This window comes from Bradyrhizobium sp. McL0615, from assembly GCF_049993905.1.
In the GTDB taxonomy this organism is placed as follows: domain Bacteria; phylum Pseudomonadota; class Alphaproteobacteria; order Rhizobiales; family Xanthobacteraceae; genus Bradyrhizobium.
On the sequence record NZ_CP188254.1, the window covers coordinates 2,731,620 to 2,753,420 of the forward strand.

General features: G+C 63.6%; 20 protein-coding genes. 13 read left to right on the forward strand and 7 right to left on the reverse strand.

The genetic code is table 11. From position 1 onward, the window contains the following. The first annotated feature begins 13 nt into the window (after positions 1-13). The 4 genes from ACPPVP_RS13085 to ACPPVP_RS13100 all read left to right on the forward strand — a co-directional run bounded on the left by ACPPVP_RS13085 (position 14) and on the right by ACPPVP_RS13100 (position 4,412). Complete coding sequence (locus ACPPVP_RS13085) at positions 14-1,114, forward strand: LLM class flavin-dependent oxidoreductase (RefSeq protein WP_426534776.1); 1,101 nt, start codon at positions 14-16, stop codon at positions 1,112-1,114. Beyond that, complete coding sequence (locus ACPPVP_RS13090) at positions 1,111-2,052, forward strand: ABC transporter substrate-binding protein (protein ID WP_426534778.1); 942 nt, start codon at positions 1,111-1,113, stop codon at positions 2,050-2,052. Before ACPPVP_RS13085 ends, ACPPVP_RS13090 begins: the two co-directional genes overlap by 4 nt. 188 nt (positions 2,053-2,240) lie before the next feature. Next, a complete protein-coding gene (locus ACPPVP_RS13095; RefSeq protein WP_426534780.1) occupies positions 2,241-3,086 on the forward strand; it encodes a CmcJ/NvfI family oxidoreductase in 846 nt (281 codons plus the stop codon). Positions 3,087-3,164: 78 nt separating this feature from the next. Continuing rightward, the gene (locus ACPPVP_RS13100) at positions 3,165-4,412 is read left to right on the forward strand and encodes an MFS transporter (protein ID WP_426534782.1); all 1,248 of its coding nucleotides are present in this window, start codon (positions 3,165-3,167) and stop codon (positions 4,410-4,412) included. Between the two features lie 95 nt (positions 4,413-4,507). Here ACPPVP_RS13100 and ACPPVP_RS13105 read toward each other — a convergent pair whose 3' ends face one another. The 4 genes from ACPPVP_RS13105 to ACPPVP_RS13120 form a co-directional block, all read right to left on the reverse strand. Continuing rightward, a complete protein-coding gene (locus tag ACPPVP_RS13105; RefSeq protein ID WP_426534784.1) occupies positions 4,508-5,278 on the reverse strand; it encodes an anti-sigma factor family protein in 771 nt (256 codons plus the stop codon). Next, positions 5,275-5,802, reverse strand: a complete 528-nt coding sequence (locus tag ACPPVP_RS13110; RefSeq protein WP_426534786.1) for an RNA polymerase sigma factor — start codon at positions 5,800-5,802, stop codon at positions 5,275-5,277. The genes ACPPVP_RS13105 and ACPPVP_RS13110 overlap by 4 nt, the downstream gene beginning before the upstream one ends. Further along, complete coding sequence (locus ACPPVP_RS13115) at positions 5,799-7,232, reverse strand: YncE family protein (RefSeq protein WP_426537824.1); 1,434 nt, start codon at positions 7,230-7,232, stop codon at positions 5,799-5,801. The genes ACPPVP_RS13110 and ACPPVP_RS13115 overlap by 4 nt, the downstream gene beginning before the upstream one ends. Positions 7,233-7,310: 78 nt before the next feature. After that, entirely contained in the window at positions 7,311-7,781 is a 471-nt protein-coding gene (locus ACPPVP_RS13120) for a DUF305 domain-containing protein (RefSeq protein WP_426534788.1), read from the reverse strand. Between the two features lie 245 nt (positions 7,782-8,026). Between ACPPVP_RS13120 and ACPPVP_RS13125 the strand changes: the two genes are divergently transcribed. From ACPPVP_RS13125 to ACPPVP_RS13145, 5 genes are all read left to right on the forward strand, one after another. Further along, the gene (locus tag ACPPVP_RS13125; RefSeq protein WP_426534790.1) at positions 8,027-9,169 is read left to right on the forward strand and encodes an aspartate aminotransferase family protein; all 1,143 of its coding nucleotides are present in this window, start codon (positions 8,027-8,029) and stop codon (positions 9,167-9,169) included. Further along, positions 9,166-9,342 carry a hypothetical protein gene (locus ACPPVP_RS13130; RefSeq protein ID WP_426534792.1) on the forward strand — a complete coding sequence of 59 codons (177 nt, stop codon included), beginning with the start codon at positions 9,166-9,168 and terminating at the stop codon, positions 9,340-9,342. The genes ACPPVP_RS13125 and ACPPVP_RS13130 overlap by 4 nt, the downstream gene beginning before the upstream one ends. A gap of 104 nt (positions 9,343-9,446) precedes the next feature. Beyond that, positions 9,447-11,114 carry a hydantoinase B/oxoprolinase family protein gene (locus ACPPVP_RS13135; RefSeq protein ID WP_426534794.1) on the forward strand — a complete coding sequence of 556 codons (1,668 nt, stop codon included), beginning with the start codon at positions 9,447-9,449 and terminating at the stop codon, positions 11,112-11,114. Next, entirely contained in the window at positions 11,111-13,156 is a 2,046-nt protein-coding gene (locus ACPPVP_RS13140) for a hydantoinase/oxoprolinase family protein (protein WP_426534796.1), read from the forward strand. Before ACPPVP_RS13135 ends, ACPPVP_RS13140 begins: the two co-directional genes overlap by 4 nt. Before the next feature lie 105 nt (positions 13,157-13,261). After that, positions 13,262-14,485, forward strand: a complete 1,224-nt coding sequence (locus ACPPVP_RS13145) for an ABC transporter substrate-binding protein (RefSeq protein ID WP_426534798.1) — start codon at positions 13,262-13,264, stop codon at positions 14,483-14,485. Positions 14,486-14,602: 117 nt separating this feature from the next. Here ACPPVP_RS13145 and ACPPVP_RS13150 read toward each other — a convergent pair whose 3' ends face one another. Both ACPPVP_RS13150 and ACPPVP_RS13155 read right to left on the reverse strand, forming a co-directional pair. Continuing rightward, complete coding sequence (locus ACPPVP_RS13150) at positions 14,603-15,817, reverse strand: mandelate racemase/muconate lactonizing enzyme family protein (protein WP_426534800.1); 1,215 nt, start codon at positions 15,815-15,817, stop codon at positions 14,603-14,605. Between the two features lie 261 nt (positions 15,818-16,078). Continuing rightward, positions 16,079-17,314 carry an amidohydrolase family protein gene (locus tag ACPPVP_RS13155; protein WP_426534802.1) on the reverse strand — a complete coding sequence of 412 codons (1,236 nt, stop codon included), beginning with the start codon at positions 17,312-17,314 and terminating at the stop codon, positions 16,079-16,081. Positions 17,315-17,466: 152 nt separating this feature from the next. On the opposite strand from ACPPVP_RS13155, the gene ACPPVP_RS13160 reads away from it, so the two are divergent. Next, the gene (locus ACPPVP_RS13160) at positions 17,467-17,898 is read left to right on the forward strand and encodes a nuclear transport factor 2 family protein (RefSeq protein ID WP_426534804.1); all 432 of its coding nucleotides are present in this window, start codon (positions 17,467-17,469) and stop codon (positions 17,896-17,898) included. Positions 17,899-18,050: 152 nt separating this feature from the next. Here ACPPVP_RS13160 and ACPPVP_RS13165 read toward each other — a convergent pair whose 3' ends face one another. Continuing rightward, a complete protein-coding gene (locus ACPPVP_RS13165; protein ID WP_426534806.1) occupies positions 18,051-18,809 on the reverse strand; it encodes a GntR family transcriptional regulator in 759 nt (252 codons plus the stop codon). A 195-nt stretch (positions 18,810-19,004) separates the two neighbouring features. On the opposite strand from ACPPVP_RS13165, the gene ACPPVP_RS13170 reads away from it, so the two are divergent. From ACPPVP_RS13170 to ACPPVP_RS13180, 3 genes are read left to right on the forward strand one after another with little or no spacing between them, the layout of a single operon-like run. Next, complete coding sequence (locus ACPPVP_RS13170; protein ID WP_426537826.1) at positions 19,005-19,883, forward strand: ABC transporter ATP-binding protein; 879 nt, start codon at positions 19,005-19,007, stop codon at positions 19,881-19,883. A 2-nt stretch (positions 19,884-19,885) separates the two neighbouring features. Beyond that, positions 19,886-20,662, forward strand: coding sequence for an ABC transporter permease (locus ACPPVP_RS13175; RefSeq protein WP_426534808.1), 777 nt, complete (start codon positions 19,886-19,888; stop codon positions 20,660-20,662). A 46-nt stretch (positions 20,663-20,708) separates the two neighbouring features. After that, the gene (locus ACPPVP_RS13180; protein WP_426534810.1) at positions 20,709-21,734 is read left to right on the forward strand and encodes an ABC transporter substrate-binding protein; all 1,026 of its coding nucleotides are present in this window, start codon (positions 20,709-20,711) and stop codon (positions 21,732-21,734) included. Positions 21,735-21,801 lie beyond the last annotated feature (67 nt).

Below are 21,801 nucleotides of genomic sequence, written 5' to 3' on the forward strand. Positions count from 1 at the left end.
CTGGAGCCTCATCATGTCCGTCGAGTTCATCGGATACATTTCGAACAACAACTCCTCCGAAACCATCGTGCGATCCGGTCCCGTTCTCGATCCAACCTACATCGAGACGGTGGCAAAGGCGCATGAGCTTGCCGGCTTCGACCGCGCGCTGCTCGCGTTCCACTCGACGACACCGGATGCGCTTCAGATCGGCCAGCATGTGCTGGGCATCACCCGGAAACTCAAGGTCATGATTGCGCAGCGGCCGGGTTTTACCGCACCGACGCTGCTGGCGCGCCAGCTTGCCACCCTCGATCAGCTTTCGGGCGGCCGCGTATCGCTTCACGTCATCACCGGTGGCAATGCGACCGAATTGCGCCAGGACGGAAATACGCTGGACGACAAGGACGAGCGCTACGCGCGAACCAGTGAATTCCTCGACATCCTTCGCGCCGAATGGACCAGCGAGAAGCCGTTCAATTACAGCGGCAAATATTACAGGGTCGAGAAGGGCTTTTCGCAGGTAAAACCCCATCACCCCGGCGGCATCTACACCTTCGTCGGCGGCGGCTCGGATGCGGCCATCGAAGTCGCCGGCAAGCATGCCGATACGTTTGCGCTATGGGGCGAATCCTATGCGCAGGTCCGCGACGTCACCGCGCGCGTGCGTGCCGCCGCCGCGCGACACGGCCGCCCGACCCCGCGCTTCAGCCTGTCGGTGCGGCCGATCCTCGCCGACACGGAGGAAAAGGCGTGGGCAAAAGCCGATGAAATTCTCGCCCGCGCCACCGCACTGCAAGACAAGACCGGATATCGCAAGCCTGCCGATGGTCATGCGACCGCAGGCGCCCGGCGTCTGCTGTCGCTGGCGGAGCAGGGCACCCGGATCGACAAGCGGCTGTGGACCGAGATCGCCAAACTGACCGGCGCCAACAGCAACACCACGGCGCTGGTCGGCACGCCCGAGCAGGTCGCCGAAGTGTTCGGCGACTATTACGATCTCGGCATCAGCCATTTCCTCATTCGCGGCTTCGATCCTTTGATCGACGCCATCGAATACGGCCGCGAGCTGATTCCGTTGACGCGCAAGCTCATTGCCGAACGCCAGTCCGCGCACGGGGTGGCCGCGCAATGATCCGTCTCGCGCTTGCCGCCGGGCTGTTGCTCGGCTTCGCCGTTCACGCAGCTGCGCAAACCACGCTTCGGGTAGGCGACCAGAAGGGCAACTCGCAGGCCGTGATGGAAGCGGCCGGCGTGTTGAAGGATGTTCCTTACAGGATCGAGTGGAAGGAGTTTCCGGCAGCAGCGCCGCTTCTCGAGGCGCTCGGCGCCGGCGCGATCGAAACCGGTCTGGTCGGCGACGCGCCGTTCACCTTCGCGGCCGCCGCCAATGTGCCGGTCAAGGCGATCGCTGCGGTGCGCCAGTCGCGGGATGGACTCGCAGTGCTGGTGCCGGAGCAGTCGCCGATCAAGAGTTTCGACGATCTGCGCGGCAAGAAGATCGCCACCGGCCGCGGTTCGATCGGCCACCAGTTGATCCTTGCTGCGCTGGAGGCGAGGGGGTGGAAGCCCGATGATATCAAGATCGCGTTCCTCGCGCCGTCGGATGCCAAGGTTGCCTACACGCAAGGCGCGGTCGATGCATGGTCGACCTGGGAGCCCTATGTCAGCCAGGAAGAAGTGCTGTTCAAGTCCCGGCGGGTCATCACGGGGGAGGGCCTCACGCCCGGCCTGGGCTTTCAGGTCGCAACGCCGACCGCGATCAGGGACAAGCGTCCCGAGCTTGAGGACTTCGTGCGCCGTCTGGCGGCGGCGCGGGCATGGTCCGCGGGCAACGTCAGCAGCTACGCCGAGACCTGGGGCAAGTTGATGAACATCCCCACATCGGTGCCGCTCAACTGGCTGACCCGGGCGAAGATCAGGATCACGCCGATCGATGATGCTGTCGTCGCGGATGAGCAGACGACCATCGATCTCTATTTCCGCTCGGGTCTGATCAAGCAGAACCTCAACGCGGCCGATATCGTCGACCGGTCGTTTTCCGATGCCATCGGCAAGGGGGCAGGGCTGTAACGCGCTGCTCGCGCGCGATGACGAACGCGTGAAGGCCGGAAATACCTTCCAGTTCGGCCGGCGTTTCAGACAAGGATTTTTCCCATTTGCGACCGCCGGGAATGGCAACGTTGCTATTTTTGAAAGCGTCTTGTGAGGCTCGGCGGCGGGTCCAAAATGAAACAGAACAAACAATGGAGTCCAGCACCATGGGCCTGCAGCAAGCAAAACTCGAATCGCTCCCCTTCGTTACCGCCGAGCTGAATTATCTCGCGCCGACACCCGGAAAACCCCGCACCTACGCCTTCGATCCGCCGCCGGGCGAACCCAAATCCACCGCGCTGCCCGAGCCGCACAATGTTCCGATCTTCGATGCGCGCCTGATTGCCGGCAACCTTTCTTTGGACCGTGAGGGTTTTGCGCTGGTCAGCCATCCCACCGTCGTCAAGGATTTCTACGACGATAAGGAAGTGAGAGGCGTCTACTACCCCGCCGTGGAAGCCTTTCTGAAGGCGACGCTGAAGGCCGACCGCGTCTTCACCTTCGACCACACCGTGCGCAAGCGCGTCGAGGGCGCCACCGACATCAGGGGTGCCGGCCCGCGCCAGCCCGCCACGCGCGTGCATGTCGACCAGACCGACATATCAGGGGCCAATCGCGTGCGCGAACATCTTCCCGATGAAGCCGACGAACTCCTGAAGGGGCGTGTGCAGGTCATCAATGTCTGGCGCCCGATCCGCGGTCCGCTGCGTGATGCGCCGCTTGCGATGGCCGACGGCCAGACCGTGGAGGCGGGCGATCTCATTGCCTCCGACCTGATCTATCCGAACCGCAGCGGCGAAACCTATTCCGTCAAATACAACCCGAACCATCGCTGGTACTACATCCCGGAAATGCGGACCGACGAGGCGCTGCTGCTAAAGTGCTACGATTCGGCAACCGACGGCCGCACACGATTCGGGCCGCATACGGCCTTTGTCGATCCGACCACGCCCGCTGACGCGGCGCCGCGTGAGAGCATCGAGTTGCGGACGCTGGTGTTCCACCGGAACTGATCGCCGCGACCCGCTGGATTCGCGTTCCCGCCGTAATGGTGATACCTCGCCCCAGACAGTTTTGGGGCGAGACGGTTCATGGACGGCAAGGCCGATGACGCGGGGATCAACATCCGCGCACTGATTTTTGCGCTTCTGGCACTTGCCTGCGGCCACATGCTGTCGACGCTGCTGCGGACCATTCCGGCCATCAGCCTCGATGTGATGGCCGCTGATTTCCGCACGCCGCCGCAGGCGCTGGCTAGCCTGACCTCGATCTATCATTTCGCCTTCGCTGCCTCGCAGATTCCAGTGGGCGCCGCGATGGATCGTTTTGGCGTGCGGCCGGTTTCATTGAGCCTGCTGTGTGGAACCATTATCGGAGCGCTGGCCTCCGGACTGGCGACGGGGCCCGAGAGTTTCCTGTTCGGGCAGTTCCTGCTCGGCGTAGCCACCTCGGGCATGCTGATGTGCCCGATGACGCTGGCCGCCAAGCAGATGTCGGCGGCGCGCTTTGGCCTGTGGTCCGGGATCATCCTGTCGATCGGCAATATCGGCATGCTGCTGTCGGCGAGCCCGCTGGCTTTTGTGGTCGAGCTCTGGGGATGGCGCGCGGGATTCTGGATCTCCGCCGGCTTCGGCGCGGTGGTGGCGTTCGCCGTGTTCCTGCTGGTCCCGAACCAGCCGGCGGCGCAGGCCGACCGGTCTTCGCCGCTGTCGCAAATGGCCGAGGTGCTGCGGATCGGCCTGTCGCGACCGCTGCGCGGGTTGATCGCGCTGTCGCTGGTGTCGCTCGCGGCCTCGCTGGTGCTGCGGGGACTATGGGGCGGCCCCTGGCTAATGGAGATCAAGGCGCTCAGTCGCATCGAGGCGGGCAACATGCTCGGCCTGTTCACGCTCGCCTTGATCGCAGGGCCCGTGCTGATGGGAATGCTCGATCGCAGCATCGGCCATCGTCGTGAGGTGCTGGCCGCCACGCATTCGTTCGCCGCGCTGCTGCTGGCGCTGATGGCGGCCGGCGCGCCGCATTATCCGCTGTCCGAACTGCTCGGCGTGAAGGCTGTGCCGGCCCGGATCGATGGCGCGCTGTTCGTCCTGATCGGCATTGGCATATCGACGCAGCCCTTGCTCTACGGCATGACGCGGCAATTGGTGGACGCGCAGAATGCCGGCAAGGCGTTGTCTGCCATCAACCTCGCGTTCTTCCTTGGCGCCGCGCTGATGCAATCGGCGACCGGCGTGGTCGCGACGCTGTACGGATTGCCGGCGGTCCTGCTGTTCATGGCCGCGACCTTGATCGTCGGAACGGCCATCTTCGTTGCCTTCACCCAGCCGTCGAAATCCTAGAGCATGATCCGGAAAAGTGGGCACCGGTTTTCCGAAAAGATCATGCTCAAACAAAGATTCTCGACGAGCATGATTCAACTCAGTTGAAGCATGCTCTAGATGCTGCGCGCCTGTCTGCGGACCTCGTTGGCGATCGGCTTGAGGGTATCTGCTGCGGCTTGTCCCACCAGGCTGTAGCCCATCCCGCCATCGGCCCAGGCAAAGCCGGAGACATCGCCTCCCGAATGCGGCGCCATCGGCGCGCTCTGCTCCGATACCATCGGGCGCGTCAGCACCACCAGCCTGTCGCCGCGATCGTCGTCATACATGAACATCGCGGCGGGGCCGTGCGACGTCGCGATCAGGCGTCCGCCCATCAAGCGATAGCCCGAACCCGTCAGGTCCGGCAGACTCACCGGCTGCTTCAGGCGGTTCGATACCCATTGCACCAGTTGCGCGCTGTCCGATGCCCGCATCTCGACCGGCCGGACGCGATCCGGCGCATAGACGCTGTAGGAGTAAGCAGCTTCCTGCGCGAGCGCGGCAAGTCCGCCGTTCGAGCCTTGTAGGCTGCCGCGTATCATCCAGCCACCGAGACCGCCAATGCTCAACATCAGCATGGCGGCAATCGCCCACCAGACCGGGGAGGAACGCCGTCGCCGGCTCCCGATCATCCCTGACAGATTGAGCTGCGACGGCACGGGCTCGTCCGCGATGGGCGCCAGCGCCTTGCGCAGGAGATCGCGTTGGTCCGAAAAGGCGGCGACGCGCCGGGCCATGTCGGGGTGGCCTTCCAGATAGATGGCGACTTCCGCCTCTCGCTCGGGTTCCAGAACACCATCCACATAGGCGTGGAGATCATCTTCCGTGATGGGCCGATTGCTCATTTCATGCTCCGCAACTGCACCACGTTTTTCGGCGAACCGTCCGCAGTCCCTTCGATTTCCTGCTGCAATTTTTCCCGCGCCCGCGACAGGCGCGACATCACGGTGCCGATGGGAATGTCGAGTACCTTCGCTGCGTCGGCATATGACAGGTCTTCCACCGCGACCAGCAGCAGCACGGCGCGCTGGTCTTCCGGCAGCCGCGCAAGCTTGTCGAGGACGTCCTGGTACATCAGCTTCTGCTCCTGCACGGCGTCCTGCCCGAAATCATCTTCATTGGCTTCGTCGATGGTGATGTGCTTGCCTTGGCGGGACGAGCGACGGAAATGGTTGACCGCAAGGTTGTGCAGGATGGTGAACAGCCACGGACGCGGATCGCCTTCGCGCCGCTGGTTCCAATGACTGACGGCCCGCTCCAGGCAATCCTGCACCAGATCGTCGGCGGCGGCACGGTTGCGGACCAGCGCCCGCGCATAGCGGCGCAGCGCCGGTATCACCGGCTCGACCAGGCGCAGCATGTCGCTCATGGCACCTGGACCTGCACGGCATTTCCAAACTTTGCGGGCTCGCCGGGAGCGATGACCAGATATCGCCGCTCGGCCGGGGTGGAATGCTGGATGATCTGCCGGATCGGCCCGACCGCATTGACGATGGCCGAACCCGCGGGGTTGGTCATGAAGGCGGCAAGCGGTTGTACCGATCCGGTTCCGTCGCTCTTGTCAGCCAGCGCCAGCACGTAGCGCTGTTTCGGCTGCAGGCCGGTCACCGACGCCTGTAAAACCTGGATCAAGCCCTGATCGAACAGCGAGATGCTGGTCGGCGGCTTTTCGCTCTTCGCTTCAGCCTTCGCGCCGAGGGTGAGGTGCGCGACCTGACCGGCGACGCCGAGGTTTTGCAAATTCTGCCGGTCGTCCGGATTGGGCACCGCGCCCGGTACATAGGCTATGGCCTGCGGCGCCTGTCCGATCGGAATATTCGCGACCATCTTGTTGGTAGCGGTATCGATCGCGGCAAGGGCGTCGGCGTTTTCGAGGCCGACATAGATGCGCGCGCCGTCACCCGACGGCCAGACACCGTGCGGCAGATTACCGACCGGAATGGTCGCGACTTGCGAGAAATCGTCGGTGCGAAACACCTTGACCTCGTTGGTACCGCCGATCGTGACATAAGCGAACGTTCCCTTCGGCGTGCGCGCGAAGTTGACGTGGTTGGTGATCGGGCCGGTATCGATCGTCTTGATCGGGTTGAACGGCGGCCTGGCGTTGAACACCTGCGTTTTGCCGATGTCCTTGAGCGTAAACCACACCTGTTCGCCGTCAGGCGTGGCGGCGATGTTTGGGCAGAACGGGCTTTCCTGTTTCACGCGCGCCACGATGGCGTGGTCCGCGACTGACACCACGACCGTCTCCGGATTGAAGGACGAGCAGATGTAGCCGTATTTGCCGTCGGGCGAGAAGATCTGCATGCCGGGCCCGGCCGGCACCTCGATACGGGTCCTCTCGGCAAAACTCGCCGCGTCGATCACGCTGATATAATTCTCGCCGCGCACGGTGACCCAGACTTCCCTGCCATCGGGCGTGAAGAACGCCTCGTGCGGCGAACGGCCGACATAGGTGACGTGCTTGACCGCGTTCGTCGCGGTGTCGATGAAGGTCACCGAATTCGATCCGATCGAGACGACGGCGAGGGTCTTGTGGTCGGGCGAATAGCCCATGCCGTGGACCAGCACCTGTCCCTTGTAGAGCGGGCTGAAATTGCCGGGTTGCGGATCGCCAAGACGGATCACGCCGAGCAGCTTGTTGTCGACGGGATCGATGACCGACACCGTGTTCGAAAACTGTTCGGCCGCGTAGACGCGGTCGTGATGGCTGATCGGAATATCGGGGGAGGAGGCGGCACCGGGGGCCTGGCCGGCCAAGGCCGCCGCAGGCAGGAGTAAGGCCGCCACAGGCAACATCAAGGCTGCCGTCGATGTCGCAACGATCGTGCAGGCCAGCAGGCCGCTTCTCAAAGCCGAATGGTTCATCTGCCGCTCCTATTTCTTCATGCCTGCTGACATGTTCATGTGATGAGGTGCCGCCGGCGCCTCGCTGGTTTGCGTTGGCGCGGGCAGCGACGGTGGGACCTGCTCGCCGATCGCGAGCTTCATCGCCGCGATTTCCTGCATCTGGCTGACGATGATTTCCTGCGCGATGCGCCGAAGCTGTTCGTTCTTGCCGTATCGCAGTTCGAGCACGGCCATGTCGATCGCGCCCTGATGATGCGGCGCCATCATGGCGACGAAGTCGCGATCGATGTCGCCGGCAGGCTTCGCCTCCATGGCGCTCATCATCCTGGTCATCGCGGTCTCGTTTTCGGCGAGGAAGGCGCTTTCCTCTGCCGTTGCAGCAGGTTGCGCCGGCGAATGGGCTTCGTGCGCGTACGCCAGAGGCGGAGCGGCGAAAGCGACAAGGAGGCGCACGCCGAACACCGCAGCGCCGAGACCGGGTTTGAGAAATCGCAGCATCGTCGCAGTACCTTCCGGGTTCGAGTTCGAATGCTTTGCAAACAGCGTGCATGGGGAGGTGACGCGCGGCGGCGCGTTCTATTCCGTCGTAGGTGACGATTTCTGCACGCTATTCGATACACGTAAGCGTGAGGCCCAGGCCCGTGTCGCTCCCGCGCTGCAGCAGGGCAGCCGTGACAAAGCTTCGGTTTGCGGGCAGAAATTCAGCAGCTATAAGGGCTTGCCCCAGTATTCTCGGAAGCCGCATGTACCCGGATTCAAATTCCTCGTCGCAAAAAATGTATGACCGCGCGCTGGCGAGCCTGCCCGGCGGCAACAGCCGCACCACCGTGTTCATGAAGCCCTATCCGATCTATGCCGCGCGCGGCGAGGGCTGCCGGGTCTGGGATCTCGACGGCAACGTCTACATCGATTGCATCAACAATTTTACGTCGCAGATTCACGGCCACGCCCATCCCGCGCTGATCAAGGCGGCGACCGCGCAACTCGCGCTGGGATCGGCGTTCGGCCTGCCGACGGAATCCGAGGTCGATCTCGCTGAACTCTTGGTGTCGCGCCTGCCGTCGGTCGAGCAAGTCAGGTTCGCCAATTCCGGCACCGAGGCTGTGATGATGGCGCTCAAGGCAGCGCGCGCGCATACCGGCCGTCCCAAAATCGCCAAATGCGAGGGCGCCTATCATGGCTCCTACGACTATGCCGAAGTGAGCCTCGATCCGACCCCGGAAGCCTGGGGCCGCAACGCCCCGGTATCGGTCGCCTATGCCAGGGGCACGCCTGAGAACGTGCTGGCCGACGTCGTCACCATTCCCTTCAACGACACCGAGGCCGCCGTCAGCCTGATCCGCGACCACGGACCTGAACTCGCCTGCGTGCTGGTCGATCCCATGCCCAACCGTGCCGGCCTCGCGCCGGCGGACCGGGCCTATCTGGAGGCGCTGCGCAAGGTCACGCGTGAGGTCGGTGCGCTGCTGATCTTCGACGAAGTCATCACGTTCCGGCTCGGCTATCGCGGTGCGCAGGGCATCTGGAACATCGATCCGGATTTGACCACGCTCGGAAAAATCATCGGTGGCGGCTTTCCGGTCGGCGCCATCGGCGGCCACAAAGACGTCATGGCGGTGTTCGATCCGCGTTCGGGCAAGCCGGCGCTGCCACATGGTGGCACTTTCTCCGCCAATCCGGTGACGATGCGGGCAGGCATCGCCGCGATGCAAATGCTCGCGATGCGACCTTTGCGCGCCTCGACGCCATGGGACAGGCGGTTCGCTCCGGCATCGACGCCGCGTTTAGGCGTCATGGTGTGCCCGGTGGCACTGTGGGGATGGGCTCGCTGCTCAAGATTCACTTCGCCGATCGGCCGGTCCACGATTATCGCTCGGCTTACTTGAACGAGGAGGAAACGCAGCGTCAGGCGGTGTTTAATCGTGCATTTCTCAATCGTGGCGTGGTGGCGGCGGGGAACGGCTTGATGGCATTGTCGACCCCGATGACGGATGCGGATATCCAGGCGATCATCGATGCGGCGTCCGGCGCGCTCGAGGAAGTTGCCGGTGCGCGTTGAAGCTGCGTAGGATGGGTAGAGCGAAGCGAAACCCATCGATACCACGGCGAAATCATGATGGGTTTCGCTTCGCTCTACCCATCCTACGAAAGCAATGACAATAGATGTCCGCCAAGATCGATCCCATCACGCGCTCCGTCGTCCAGCACCGCCTCAGTTCGATCGTAAAGGAGATGGGCGAAGCCATGCTTCGCACCTCCTACTCGCAGATCCTCAATTCCAGCCGCGATTTTTCGCTGGCGATCTGCGACACCGATGCACGTTTGATCGCGCAGGCCGATCATTTGCCGGTTCATGTCGGCGCATTGCCTTGGGCGACGATCGCGGTCGAGGAGCGGTTCAAGGATATCAAGGCCGGCGACGTCATCCTGCTCAACGATCCCTATTACGGCGGCAGCCATCTACCCGATGTGACGGTATTCGTGCCGGTATTCGCCGGTGAAAAGCGGCTGCTCTGGACCATCGTGCGCGCGCATCAGAGCGACATTGGCGGTGGCACCCATGGCGCATATAATCCCGCGGCGACCGAGATCTGGCAGGAAGGACTGCGCATCCCGCCGATCAAGCTCTACGAGGAAGGGCGGCTGCGCGACGACTTGCTCGACCTGCTGGCGCTGAACGTCCGCAACCCACGGGAATTCCGCGGCGACCTCGCCGCCATGCTCGGTGCGGCGCATCTCGGCGAGCGTCGCGTATCAAAACTGTTCAGCGAATTTGGCGCGCCCGTCGTCGAAGCCGCGATCGGGGCGGTTCTCGACGCAACGGAGCAGCAGACCCGCGCCGTGGTCTCGACCTGGAGGGACGGCGTCTTCCACGGCGAGGCGTTTCTCGATGATGACGGCCACGGCCGCGCTGACATCCGTATAGCCGCCAAGGTGACCAAGAAGGGCAGCGACGTCGAGGTCGATCTCTCCGGCTCTGATCCGCAGTCGACCAGCTTTGTGAATTCCTCGCACGCCAACATGCAGGCGGCGGTGGCGATGGCCTTTGCCTATCTGATCGACGCCGAGATTCCGAAAAACACCGGCGCGCTGCGTCCGCTCAAGGTGATCGCAAAGCAGGGCACCATTGTGTGGGCCGATCCAGGCCGGCCGGTGACGCTCTGCACCAGCCATCCCTCGAATGAAATCGTCGAAGCCATCGTGAAGGCGCTGTCGGCGTCATGCCCGGAGCGCGCGATGGCTGGCTGGAGCCGCCGGTTCCGGATCGCAATCCAGGGCGAGGACCCGCGCACCGGAAGGAATTTCATCTGGCATTTGTTCCAGGCGCGGCCCGGCGGCGGCGCGTCGTCGGGCGGCGACGGCTGGTCGTCGATCGGCGAGTGGCATTCGGTTGGCGGGCTCAAGTTCGGCAGTCTTGAAGTCGCCGAGGTGCGCTTTCCCCTGCATTTCCGCACGCATGAATTCCGCCCCGGCTCGGGCGGCGACGGCCAGCACCGCGGCGGCCTCGGCGTGTCGCTCGATCTGGTACTGGAGACCGAGAAGATCGCGAAAGGCAACACCGCGGGCGACGGCGCGCGCCACGGTCCCTGCGGCATGCTCGGCGGCGAGGATGGCAAGCCGCATCACTATCGCCTGCTGTCCGAAGGCCGCGAGCCGCGCGTGCTACGCACCAAGGAAGTCGGCATCGAATTGCGTCCCGGAGATTGCCTCGAAATACGCTCCTCCGGCGGCGGCGGGTGGGGACCACCTGACAAGCGAACGGAAGAGGCCCGTCAACGCGACCGCGAGCAGGGCCTGACGGACGTCGCAGCGGAGCAGGCGTCCTCATGATGTTCAGGATTGGCGTTGACGTCGGCGGGACCTACACCGATCTCGTGGCCACGGACGAGAGCGGGCGAACCGTATTTGCGAAATCGCCCTCCACACCGGCGGATCAATCGCTCGGCGTGATGGCGGGGCTCGACGAACTGGCGCGGCGGCTCAACGTGTCGCGCGCAGAAATGCTAGCCGGGACCGACCGGCTTGTTCACGGCACCACGGTTGCCACCAATGCGCTGCTGGAGCGCAAAGGTGCAAAAGTCGCGCTCATCACCACCGAAGGCCATCGCGATGTCATCGAAATGCGCGAGGGCCTCAAGCCCGACCGCTATGACCTGCGTTCGCCGCCGCCGGAGCCGCTGGTGCCGCGCGAACGGCGTTTTGGCGTGAAAGAGCGGCTCAGGGCCAATGGCGAGGTGCTGATTGCGCTCGATGCGAATTCGCTCGACGACGCCGTTGCCGGCATCAGGCAATCAGGCGCGACGTCGGTCGCGGTGTGCTTTCTGCATTCCTATCTCAATCCCGTTCACGAACTCGCCGCGGTCGAAAAACTGAAGCAGGCATTGCCCGGCATCAGCATCTCGCGTTCCAGCGACGTGCTGCCGCAGATCAAGGAATATGAGCGCGTTTCGACCACGATCGTGAACGCCTATGTCGAGCCGATCGTGCGGCGTTATCTGACCAACCTCGAAACGCGGCTCACCGAGGCCGGCTTCAAGGGCAGTCTCTTCGTCGTGCTATCGCATGGCGGCATGGCGCCTGTCGAAGAGGCCTCGCGGCTTGCCGCGGGCACGGTACTGTCGGGACCGGCCGGCGGCATGTCCGGCGGCCGGCGCTGCGCCGATCTGGTCGGCATCCCCGATCTCGTGCCGTTCGACATGGGCGGCACCTCTACCGACATTTCGCTGATCGCAGGCGGCCATGCATCCCTGTCCGCCGACGGCATGCTCGCCGGCCAGCGCATCGCGCTGCGCAGCCTCGACATCGCGAGCATCGCGGCCGGCGGCGGTTCGATCGCCAGCGTCGACGCCAGCCGCACGCTTCGGGTGGGGCCGGAGAGCGCGGGCTCGGTGCCGGGTCCGGCCTGCTACGGCAATGGCGGACAGGCCGCCACCGTCACCGACGCCAATGTCGTGCTCGGCTATCTCGATGCCGCCGCCTTCATGGGCGGCAAGCGTCCGCTGGATCGTGCCGCCTCGGAAGCCGCCGTCGACCGCATCGCCGAAGCAATGGATCTTTCGCGCGTGGAAGCCGCCGCCGGTATCTACCGCATGATCAATCTGAACATGGCCGACGGCATCCGCCTGATGACGCTGCGCCGTGGCGTCGATCCTCGAAAGTTCGCGCTGCTGAGTTTTGGCGGCGCGGCCGGGCTGCATGCGGCGGCAGTGGCGCGCGAACTCGAGATCAAGCGCATCATCGTGCCGACGGTCGCCTCGGTGTTGTCGGCCTGGGGCATGCTGACCAGCGATCTCCGCTATGAAGTCAGCCGCACGCATTATGGCGCGGCCGCCCGCATCACCGCCGATGAAGTGCGCGAACTTTTTGCCGGTCTCGAGCAGCAGGCCGCCGGCCGTCTGCGCTCATGGTTCAACGGAAAGATTGCAATCGAGCGCTCCGCCGAGATGCGCTATGGCGAACAGATCTTTGAGATCGACGTCTCGCTCGACGGTCTCGGCTGGAACGCCGCCGATCTCGTCGACCGGATCGAGGACCGCTTTCACGTCAGGCACGAAGAATTGTACACCTACGCCTCGCGCGGCCAGGAAGTCGTGTTCGTCAACGCTCGCGTCGCCGCCGTAGGCGAAGTCGCGCGGCACGACGAGGGCGCGCGGGAGGCCGCCGCATCCAGCGCCTGCTCGCCGCGCAGCCGGCGGCAGGCCTTCTTCGGCGGCTGGCGCGAAGTTCCAGTCTATGCGCTCGACGAATTACAGCCGGGCCACACCCTGGCCGGTCCCGCCATCATCGAGGCCGAGACCACGACTGTGTTGGTCGATACCGGCGACCGCGTCACGGTCAATGCATTGGGATGGCTCGATATTTCGCTGCGCTGATCCGGATGCCAACATTTGATTTCAACAGCCGTTTTTCGGCGCTATCATCGCGGTCGCTGGGTAGGCGTCACAAGCTCGCGTGAGCTTGCGTTCGAGGCCGCGTTGATGAAAACAAGAATAAAACGGCTGTCAGCAGCCTTCTTCGCCGCCATGTCTGTTGCATCCGTCGCGCAGCAAGCCCTGGCCGGCGGCACGACGGACATTGAAATCCGCATCGGCAACATCATGCCCTATACCGGCCCGCTGGCCGCGTTCGCGTCGATCGGAAGGGCAGAGGCCGCCTATTTCGACATGATCAATGAGCGCGGCGGCATCAATGGGCGCAAGATAAAATTCATCTCCCGCGACGACAGCTCAAATCCGAGAACGGCGGCCGAGCAGACAAGTGAACTGGTCGAGCAGGAACAGGTGAACCTGATGTTCGGATCGTTCGGCACGCCGAGCAATCTGGCGACGCGAACCTATCTCAATGAGAGAAATATCCCCCAGCTCTTTGTCGCCTCCGGCGACGAGGAGTGGGCGCATCCGAAGCGGTTTCCCTGGACGATGGGCTGGCAGCCAACGTTCCGGGCCGAGGGACGGATCTACGCCAACTACATCCAGTCCGCCTATCCGAGCCGGAAGATCGCCGTGCTCTGGCAGAACGACCAGTTCGGCCGCGATCTGTTCCGGGGATTGCAGGAGGGGCTTGGCATCACCGCCAACATGATCGTAGCCGACATCGCCATCGAGGCGGACACGTCCATCGATACCCAGGTCGAGATCCTCAAGAACTCCGGCGCCGAAGTGCTCGTGCTCAATTGCGCGCCGCCGATCTCGGCCCGCGCCATCCGGAGGGCGGCCGAATTGGACTGGCATCCACAATTGGTACTGGTCAACGCGGCGGCTTCGATCGCGAACGCGCTGCGACCGGCGGGACTTCAGAATTCCGTCGGCGTGATCTCCACCTCGTTTTTGAAGGATGCCAGCGATACCACCTGGAAGGAAGACCCCGCCGTCAAGGATTGGCTGGCGTTCATGGACAAATATTACCCTGATGGTGACAAGGAAGACAGCAACGCCATCTTCGGCTACGCGGCGGCGGCAACGCTGGTTCAGGTCCTGACCCAGTGCGGCGACGACCTCTCGCGCGAGAACATCATGCGCCAGGCGGCGTCGCTGCGGAATTACCAGAGCGGAATCGCGCTTCCGGGAATTGCGATGAACACCGGCCCGGCCGACTTCCACCCGATCAAGCAGATGCGGCTGGTGCAGTTCGACGGCAGCGCCTGGCAGCCGATCGGCGACGTGATCGAGAGCGCATTCGCGCGAGCGCCGAATGATAATTGAGTGGAGGGGGGCAAAGGCGCGTAGCGCCGTGCCCACCATCTATCTGCACGCATTGTCGGGGATGGTGGGCACGCTTCGCTTTGCCCACCCTACGAAGTCTTCGTGCGGAGCGCGCGCCTACTTCTTCTGCCCATAGTTCAACAACCCGCCCTTGTTCTTCGGAGGATGGGCGCGCAGGCCTTCCTCGTTGGGCTCGGTGCCCCAGCCGGGGCGGTCCGGCATCACCAGATGGCCGTCGACGATCTCGGGCACGTGCGTAAAGAGTTCATGGTCCCATGCCAGCCGGTCGATGTCGGTTTCCATGATGCGCAGATTTGGTACCGCGGCGGAGAAATGCGCGTTCATCATGGTGCAGAGGTGGCCGTAGAAATTATGCGGCGCGACGTTGACTTCAAAATGCTCGGCGGCGGCGGCGATCTTCATCGATTGCCACACCCCGTTCCAGGGCGTGTCGATGATGGCGACATCCATCGCCTGTTCGCTGAAGTAGGGCAGGAATTCGCGCAGGCCGAGCAGCGTCTCGCAGGATGAGATCGGGTGCGGGCTCTGGCGGCGGATGTAACCCAGCGCCTGCGGATTGAAGGTGTCGATCTCGACCCAGAACATGTCCATGTCCTTGATGGCGCGGAGTATCTTCAGGTAGCCCTCGGTCTTGGCGTTGAAGTTGAGGTCGAGCAGCAGATCGACATCGGGCCCGGCGCCGTCCCGGATCGCTTCCAGATGCATGCAGAGGTTTCGCAGCACCGTGCGGTCGACATTGATCTCCGGCTCGAACGGGGAGCCAAAACCCGGCCGCCAGCCCTGTGGCTTGCCGTCGGTGTAGACGAAGATGTTGGTCTTCATCGCCGTAAAGCCCTTTTCGCGCACCTCGCGACCAATTCCTTTCACGCCATCGAGGTCGGTGATCGCCGGCTTGAACCAGTCGGGATGGTTGATGCGCCAGGTTGCGCAGTGCGACCAGTAGACCCGGATGCGGTCGCGGATCTTGCCGCCGAGCAAGTCGTAACAGGGCACGCCCAGCGCCTTGGCCTTGACGTCGAGCAGCGCGTTCTCGATGGCGCCAAGCGCCAGCGCCACCACGCCGCCCGCGGCCGGCCGCGTCGCGGAAAACAATTCCGCGTAGATCCGCTCGTGCTGGTAGGCGTTCTTGCCGACGACGCGCGCCGCAAGCCGCTCGATTGCCGCCGTCACCCCCGGCGCGCCAAAACCCTCGTCATACTCGCTCCAGCCGACGATGCCGTCCTCGGTCATGATCTTGACGAAGTGGTAGTTCCGCCAGCCGGCGTCACAGGCGAGCGTTTCGACACTTCTTACAGTGGTGGCTTTTTTCATGTTTCCGGCCCGAGGTTGTTGTTGTGATTGGGCTGATAACAACAATGTATCGGCGGGCCGTCAATTGCAGGGCAGCGCATAAGGCAGAGCACGGCCTGCATGGTTCGCCCGGCGATGCGAAGCATCGTCCGGAGACGCACGGCGTTGCCGCTCTCCTCACCATGAGGGTTCTCAGGCCTGCCGGTACTTCACCTCATCCTGAGGAGGCGCGAGAGCGCCGTCTCGAAGGATGAAGCCACCGGCGGCGCGGCACGCCTCAAACTACGGCGGAAACAGCGTCGGCCTTTCGCGCTCGAACACCTGCCGCCCGTTCTTGAACCCCATCAGCATATCGGGCAGCTCGGCAATCGCGTTGGTGCCGCTATCGGTATCGAGAATGACAAGGTCCGCCGGGTTACCCGGCGCGATGCCGTAATCCCTGAGGTTCATCAGCCGCGCCGGCAACTCGGTGACGAGGTCGAGGCAGGCGTCGAATTCGCTGATGCCGGCATGCGCGACATTGGCATAGAAATTCGCCATCCGCAGCAGCGAGGCGTCGCCGAACGGGGTGAAGGGATTGAGCACGTTGTTGGTCGCGACCGAACACAGTACGCCGTTCTCGACCAGTCTGTGCGCCACCGTCAGCCCGCGCGGCGCATTATGCGTGGCGTCGCGGCCCATCAGATAGAGATCGGTCGCGGGCAGCACAGTCACGGCGACGCCGGCTTTGGCGAGGCGCGCGGTGGCTGCGCTCAGCCGGTCCGGCGGCAGCGCCGACAATTTGGTGGCATGGCCGATCGCGACGCGGCCCTGGTAATTGCGCCGCTCGGCCTGGCGGCAGACCTGTTCGAGATGCCACCAGGACGGATCGAGATCGAAATCCAGGTGCAGGTCGATATCGATATCGAACTCCTGCGCCAGATCGAAAATCTTTTCGAGATGCGCGTTCGGGTCGGTGTCCATGTAGGGACAGCCGCCGATCGCTTCGCCGCCGTCGCGCAACGCCGCCATCAGCAGTTCCTCGGCGCCGGGATCGTTGGTCAGGCCCTCCTGCGGAAACACGCAGATCGAGAGATCAAGCGCCCAGGCATAGTCGCGTTTCAGCGCCTTGATCGCTTCGAAGCTGCGCAAGCCGATGCGCGGGTCGATTTCGACATGGGTGCGCATCCGCGTCGTGCCATGCACGATGGCCCGCTCGATCACTTTTGCGCCGCGTGCATAAACGTCTTCCACCGTGAAATCGCGCTTCATCGCCGCGACCGCGGCAATGGCCTCCGCCACGCTGCCATGGTCGTGCCCGCAGCGGCCGAGCAGGCAGGCCTTGTCGAGATGGACATGCGTGTCGACGAAACCGGGCAAAGTGAGCCTGCCGCCGACATCGATCTCGGCCGCCTCGCAGGCTAGCCGCGGTTCGATCGCGGCGATCCGCCCGCCGGCAACGCCGATATCTATCGGGATGGCTGAGGACCGGGTTCTGGCGTTGCGGAAGATCAGGTCGAAGGCGGTTTTCGTGTTCATCGCGCGGCGGGTTGGAGGAACCCTCAACCTAGCGGAACGGCGTTCCCGGGGCAGCTCCAGATTGTGTGCAGTTTGGAGGCCAGATTGTTCAAAATATGTGCATGCAATTTGGTGGCCCGATTGTAGAGTTCGACCGTCAGGAGAGACCGCCAATGTCCATTGCCGCCAAAGCCGAGCCCAAGAACGCTGGTAAGGGAATGTCCGACGCAGAGGTCGTCGAGGCCTATCTGACGGCGTCGATGATCCCGGATCCTGACGCCGCGGCCGCCTACATGAAGCCCGGCACGATCATCACCTTCACCGGCGGACGGGAATTCGATCATCCGCGCGGGCCGACCGGCTTCAACGCGCGGCGCTATCGCTGGGTCAAGAAGCAGATGGACCGCTTCGACGTCTGCCCGGGCGCGGATGAGACCGTTGTCTACAGCATCGGCACGCTCTACGGCGAATGGACTGACGGCACGCCGTTCGAAGGCAACCGTTACGTCGATCGCTTCGTGGTGAAGGGCGGACAGATCGTGAAGATGGACGTCTGGAACGACAGCGCCGAGCGCATTCTGGTGCAGCGGGGGATTGAGGCGTAGGTCTCCTTACCTCGCCCCGCTTGCGGGGAGAGGTCGGATTGCACGCAGTGCAATCCGGGTGAGGGGGTACAGGTCTATCGATTGAGCTGAGTTCGCGGAGAGAGCCCCTCACCCCGACCCTCTCCCCGCAAGTGCGGGGCGAGGGGGAAGAATTACCGCACCCTGACCACCTTCGGCAGTTTCACCACGCGGCCGCCGTCGCCTTCCTCCGCATAGGGCGCCAGAATATCCAGCAAATCGCGGCCACGCCGCGGGGCAGGGGCGACCAGCGCCCGGTTGGCGACCGAATCCAGATGGCTGTGCATCAGGCTCATCACCTTGGCCTCGTCACCCTTGACCAGCGCTGCGATAATCGCGCGATGCTCATTGATCGCGCATTCCGACGAATGCGGGCGGCTGTACAGCGACAGCGTCAGGCAGCAGCGATAGGCGACCTCGCTGACGTAACGCACCAGGATCGGGCTGTTGGTCATGTTGGCGAGCAGGATGTGGAATTCTGTCGCGAGCCGGAGCGACACCGCGTCCGAGCCGTCGCGGGCGCGGTCCTCGGCGTCGACATGGAGGTTGAGTTCGGCGATCTGGCTCTTGGTCAGCTTGCCCGCAAGCTGGCGCACCACCAGCCGTTCGAGCTCGATCCGGATATCGAAGGCGTCGCGGGCATCCTGCCAGCTCGGTGTCGCCACCACGGCGATCCTGTTGCGGCGAAGCTCGACCAGGCCTTCGGCGGCGAGTTGTCCTAGTGCATGGCGGGCAATCGTACGGCTGACCCCGAAGCGTTCGCCGAGCGAGTCTTCGGGCAGTTTTGCGCCGGGCTCCAGCGCCTGTTCGATGATGGCGCGGCGAAGCGCGCGGCAGATCACGCCGACCTTGTCGGACGGTACGGCTGACTTGCTGGCGGAACGGGGCGCCATCGGCGAATCCTGACGGGAGTGCTTCGAATGGCGTCTCTTATCACAATTGGCCACCAATTGAGCGCCTCAATTGCATGCAGTTTGACGGGGTAATTGCACAAAAGGAATCCGTCAGATCCGACGGGCTGGGCGTGATCTCATTGATTCAGCAGGAGGGTTTTGCTGGCATTCGGCTTGCATGCACTTCCAGTCATGATGCGCATGCAACCACATTCCGAATTCTCCGGCTTTCCGGTTCCGGCTTCCGCCGCGCCGATTGCCATCGAGCTGTCGGAGGCCTCGGTCACCTTCGGTCGCGGCGACCGCGCAGTGCCGGCGCTCTCCACGACGAGCTTGCGGATCGCCGATGGCGAGTTTGTCGCGCTCGTTGGCCCGTCCGGATGCGGCAAGTCGACCATCCTGCGGCTGGTCAGCGGGCTGGTGCAGCCATCCACCGGTGTCGTCATCGTCGGCGGCCGGGAGGTCGCGGCGCGCGCCTTGCGGGTCGGCATGGCGTTCCAGAACCCGACCATGCTGCCCTGGATGACGATCGAGCGAAATATCATGCTGCCGCTCAAGATCGTCGAGCCCTTTCGTTCGCAATTCCGAAAACTCCGCAAGACCGAATTCCGCGACAAGGCCAATGCGCTGCTGGAGCAGGTTGGCCTCAAGGGCTTTGGCAACCGCTACCCCTGGCAACTCTCCGGCGGCATGCTTCAGCGCGCCAACCTGTGCCGCGCATTGATCCACGAGCCGCGTATGCTGCTGCTCGACGAGCCCTTCGGTGCGCTCGACCAGTTCACGCGGGAAGAGCTGTGGTCGATCCTTCAGGATCTCTGGATCGCCCACCAGCCGACCGTGCTGCTGGTGACGCACGACCTGCGCGAGGCGGCGTTTCTCGGCAGCCGCATCTGCGTGATGAGCGCGCGCCCCGGCCGCATCCTCGACGACAGCCACGTCACCTTTGCCCGCCCGCGCACGGTCACGATGACCTTCGAACCGGATTTCGTCGCGCTCAATCAAAAACTGCGCGCGTTCATCGAAGATGCCCGGACGGCGTCAAAAGAGGCTTCGCCAAAGCAGGGAGCGGCCTGACCATGCCCGATCTCGATTATCGCCAAAAAGCCTGGTCGGCGGCATTGATCGTGCTGTTCTTCGTCGCCTGGGAATTGTTCTGCCTGATGACCGGGATGTCCGATCTGGTGCTGCCGCGCCCGTCGCAGGTGTTTGTCACGCTGTTCGAGAAATTCCCGATCCTGTGGCCGCACATCCTGCAGACGCTGGCGACCACGATGATCGGCTTCGTGCTCGGCGTCGGCCTCGGCGTCGTGCTGGGCGCCGTCATCGGCGTCTCCAAGACCGCCTATGACACCGCCTATCCGCTGCTGGTCGGTTTCTCCTCGATCCCAAAGGTGGCCGTGGTGCCGATCTTCGTGCTGTGGTTCGGCTCCGGCTCGGTGCCGGCGGTGCTGACCGCGCTCTCGATCTGCTTCTTCCCGATCGTGGTCAACATCGCGACGGGCTTAGCTACCACCGAACCCGAACTCGAGGACGTGTTGAAGGCGCTCGGCGCCAGCAAGCTCGACATTCTCTGGAATGTCGGGCTGCCGCGCACCATGCCGTTCTTCTTTGCGTCACTGAAGGTCGCGGTCTCCTACGCCTTTGTCGGCGCGGTGCTGTCGGAAACCGTGGCCTCCAACCGCGGCATCGGCAACGTCATGATGACCGCGTCCTCCAATTTCAACGTGCCGCTGGTGTTCGCCGGCCTGTTCGTGCTCGCCGGCCTCGGCGTCGCGCTCTACGTGATTTTCTCGGTGATCGAGGGACGCGTCACCGGTTGGGCCACCCGCAAGAACGACGTGATCGCGACATGAGAGACGTTTTCGCCAACCGCCATCCAACCCTGTCGAGGAGAACATCATGTTGACCAGAATAAGCGCCGCGCTGTTGGGAGTTGCCTTGTTCGCCGGCGCCGCCGGTGCCCAGGAGACGACGATCAAGTTCACCCTCGGCTGGAAGACCCAAGGCTCCGACGCCGCGTTCTTCTATGCCAAGGACAACGGTTACTTCAAAGAGGAAGGGCTCAACGTCGTGATCGACCAAGGGGAGGGGTCCGGCGCCACGGTCACGCGCATCATGTCGGGCGCCTATGATGCCGGCTTCGGCGACGTCAACGCCATCATTCAGAACGCCTCGACCAAGCCGCAGGATGCCCCTGTGATGGTCTACATGATCTGGAACCAGCCGCCGTTCGCGATCGTCACCAAGAAGACCAGCGGCATCAACACCATCAAGGACTTCGAGGGCCACACGCTCGGCGGCGCGCAGGGCACGCCGACGACGCGGCTGCTGCCGGTGTTCGTCCAGAAGAACAAGCTTGAGGGCGAGAAGATCAAGATCTCCAACATGGCGCCGAACCTGCAGGAGCCGATGCTGATCAAGGGCGACATCGACGCCGCCCTCGTGTTCAACATCACGAGCTACTTCAACCTCGTGCTGAACCGCCAGGACCCCGAAAAGGACTACAAATGGTTCTCGTTCGGCGATTACGGAATGGACCTCTATTCCAACGGCGTGATGGTTTCGCGCAAGCTTCTGGCCTCCAATCCGAAGGCCGTCGCCGGTCTCGTCCGCGCCGTCAACAAGGGCATGATCGCGATCGCCAAGGACCAGAACGCCGGGATGAAGGCCGCTGTCAATTACGACAATCTGATCAATGTTGAGGTCGAGAAGCGCCGCCTGCAATACTCCTTCGACAAGCTGATCGTCTCGCCCGAGATGAAGGAAATCGGGGTCGGCGACGTCAAGGACGACCGCATGGCCCGCGCCATCGGCATCATCGTCGAAGGCTACCAGCTTGCGCGGGTGCCGACGCCAGCGGAGATCTTTTCGCGTGAGTTCCTGCCGCCGCGCGCGGAACGGGAACTGACTTACACGGCGAACTAACGTCGTCATTGCCTGCGACAAACGCGAAGCGTTTGCGCAAGGAGCGCAGCGACGAAGCAATCCATTC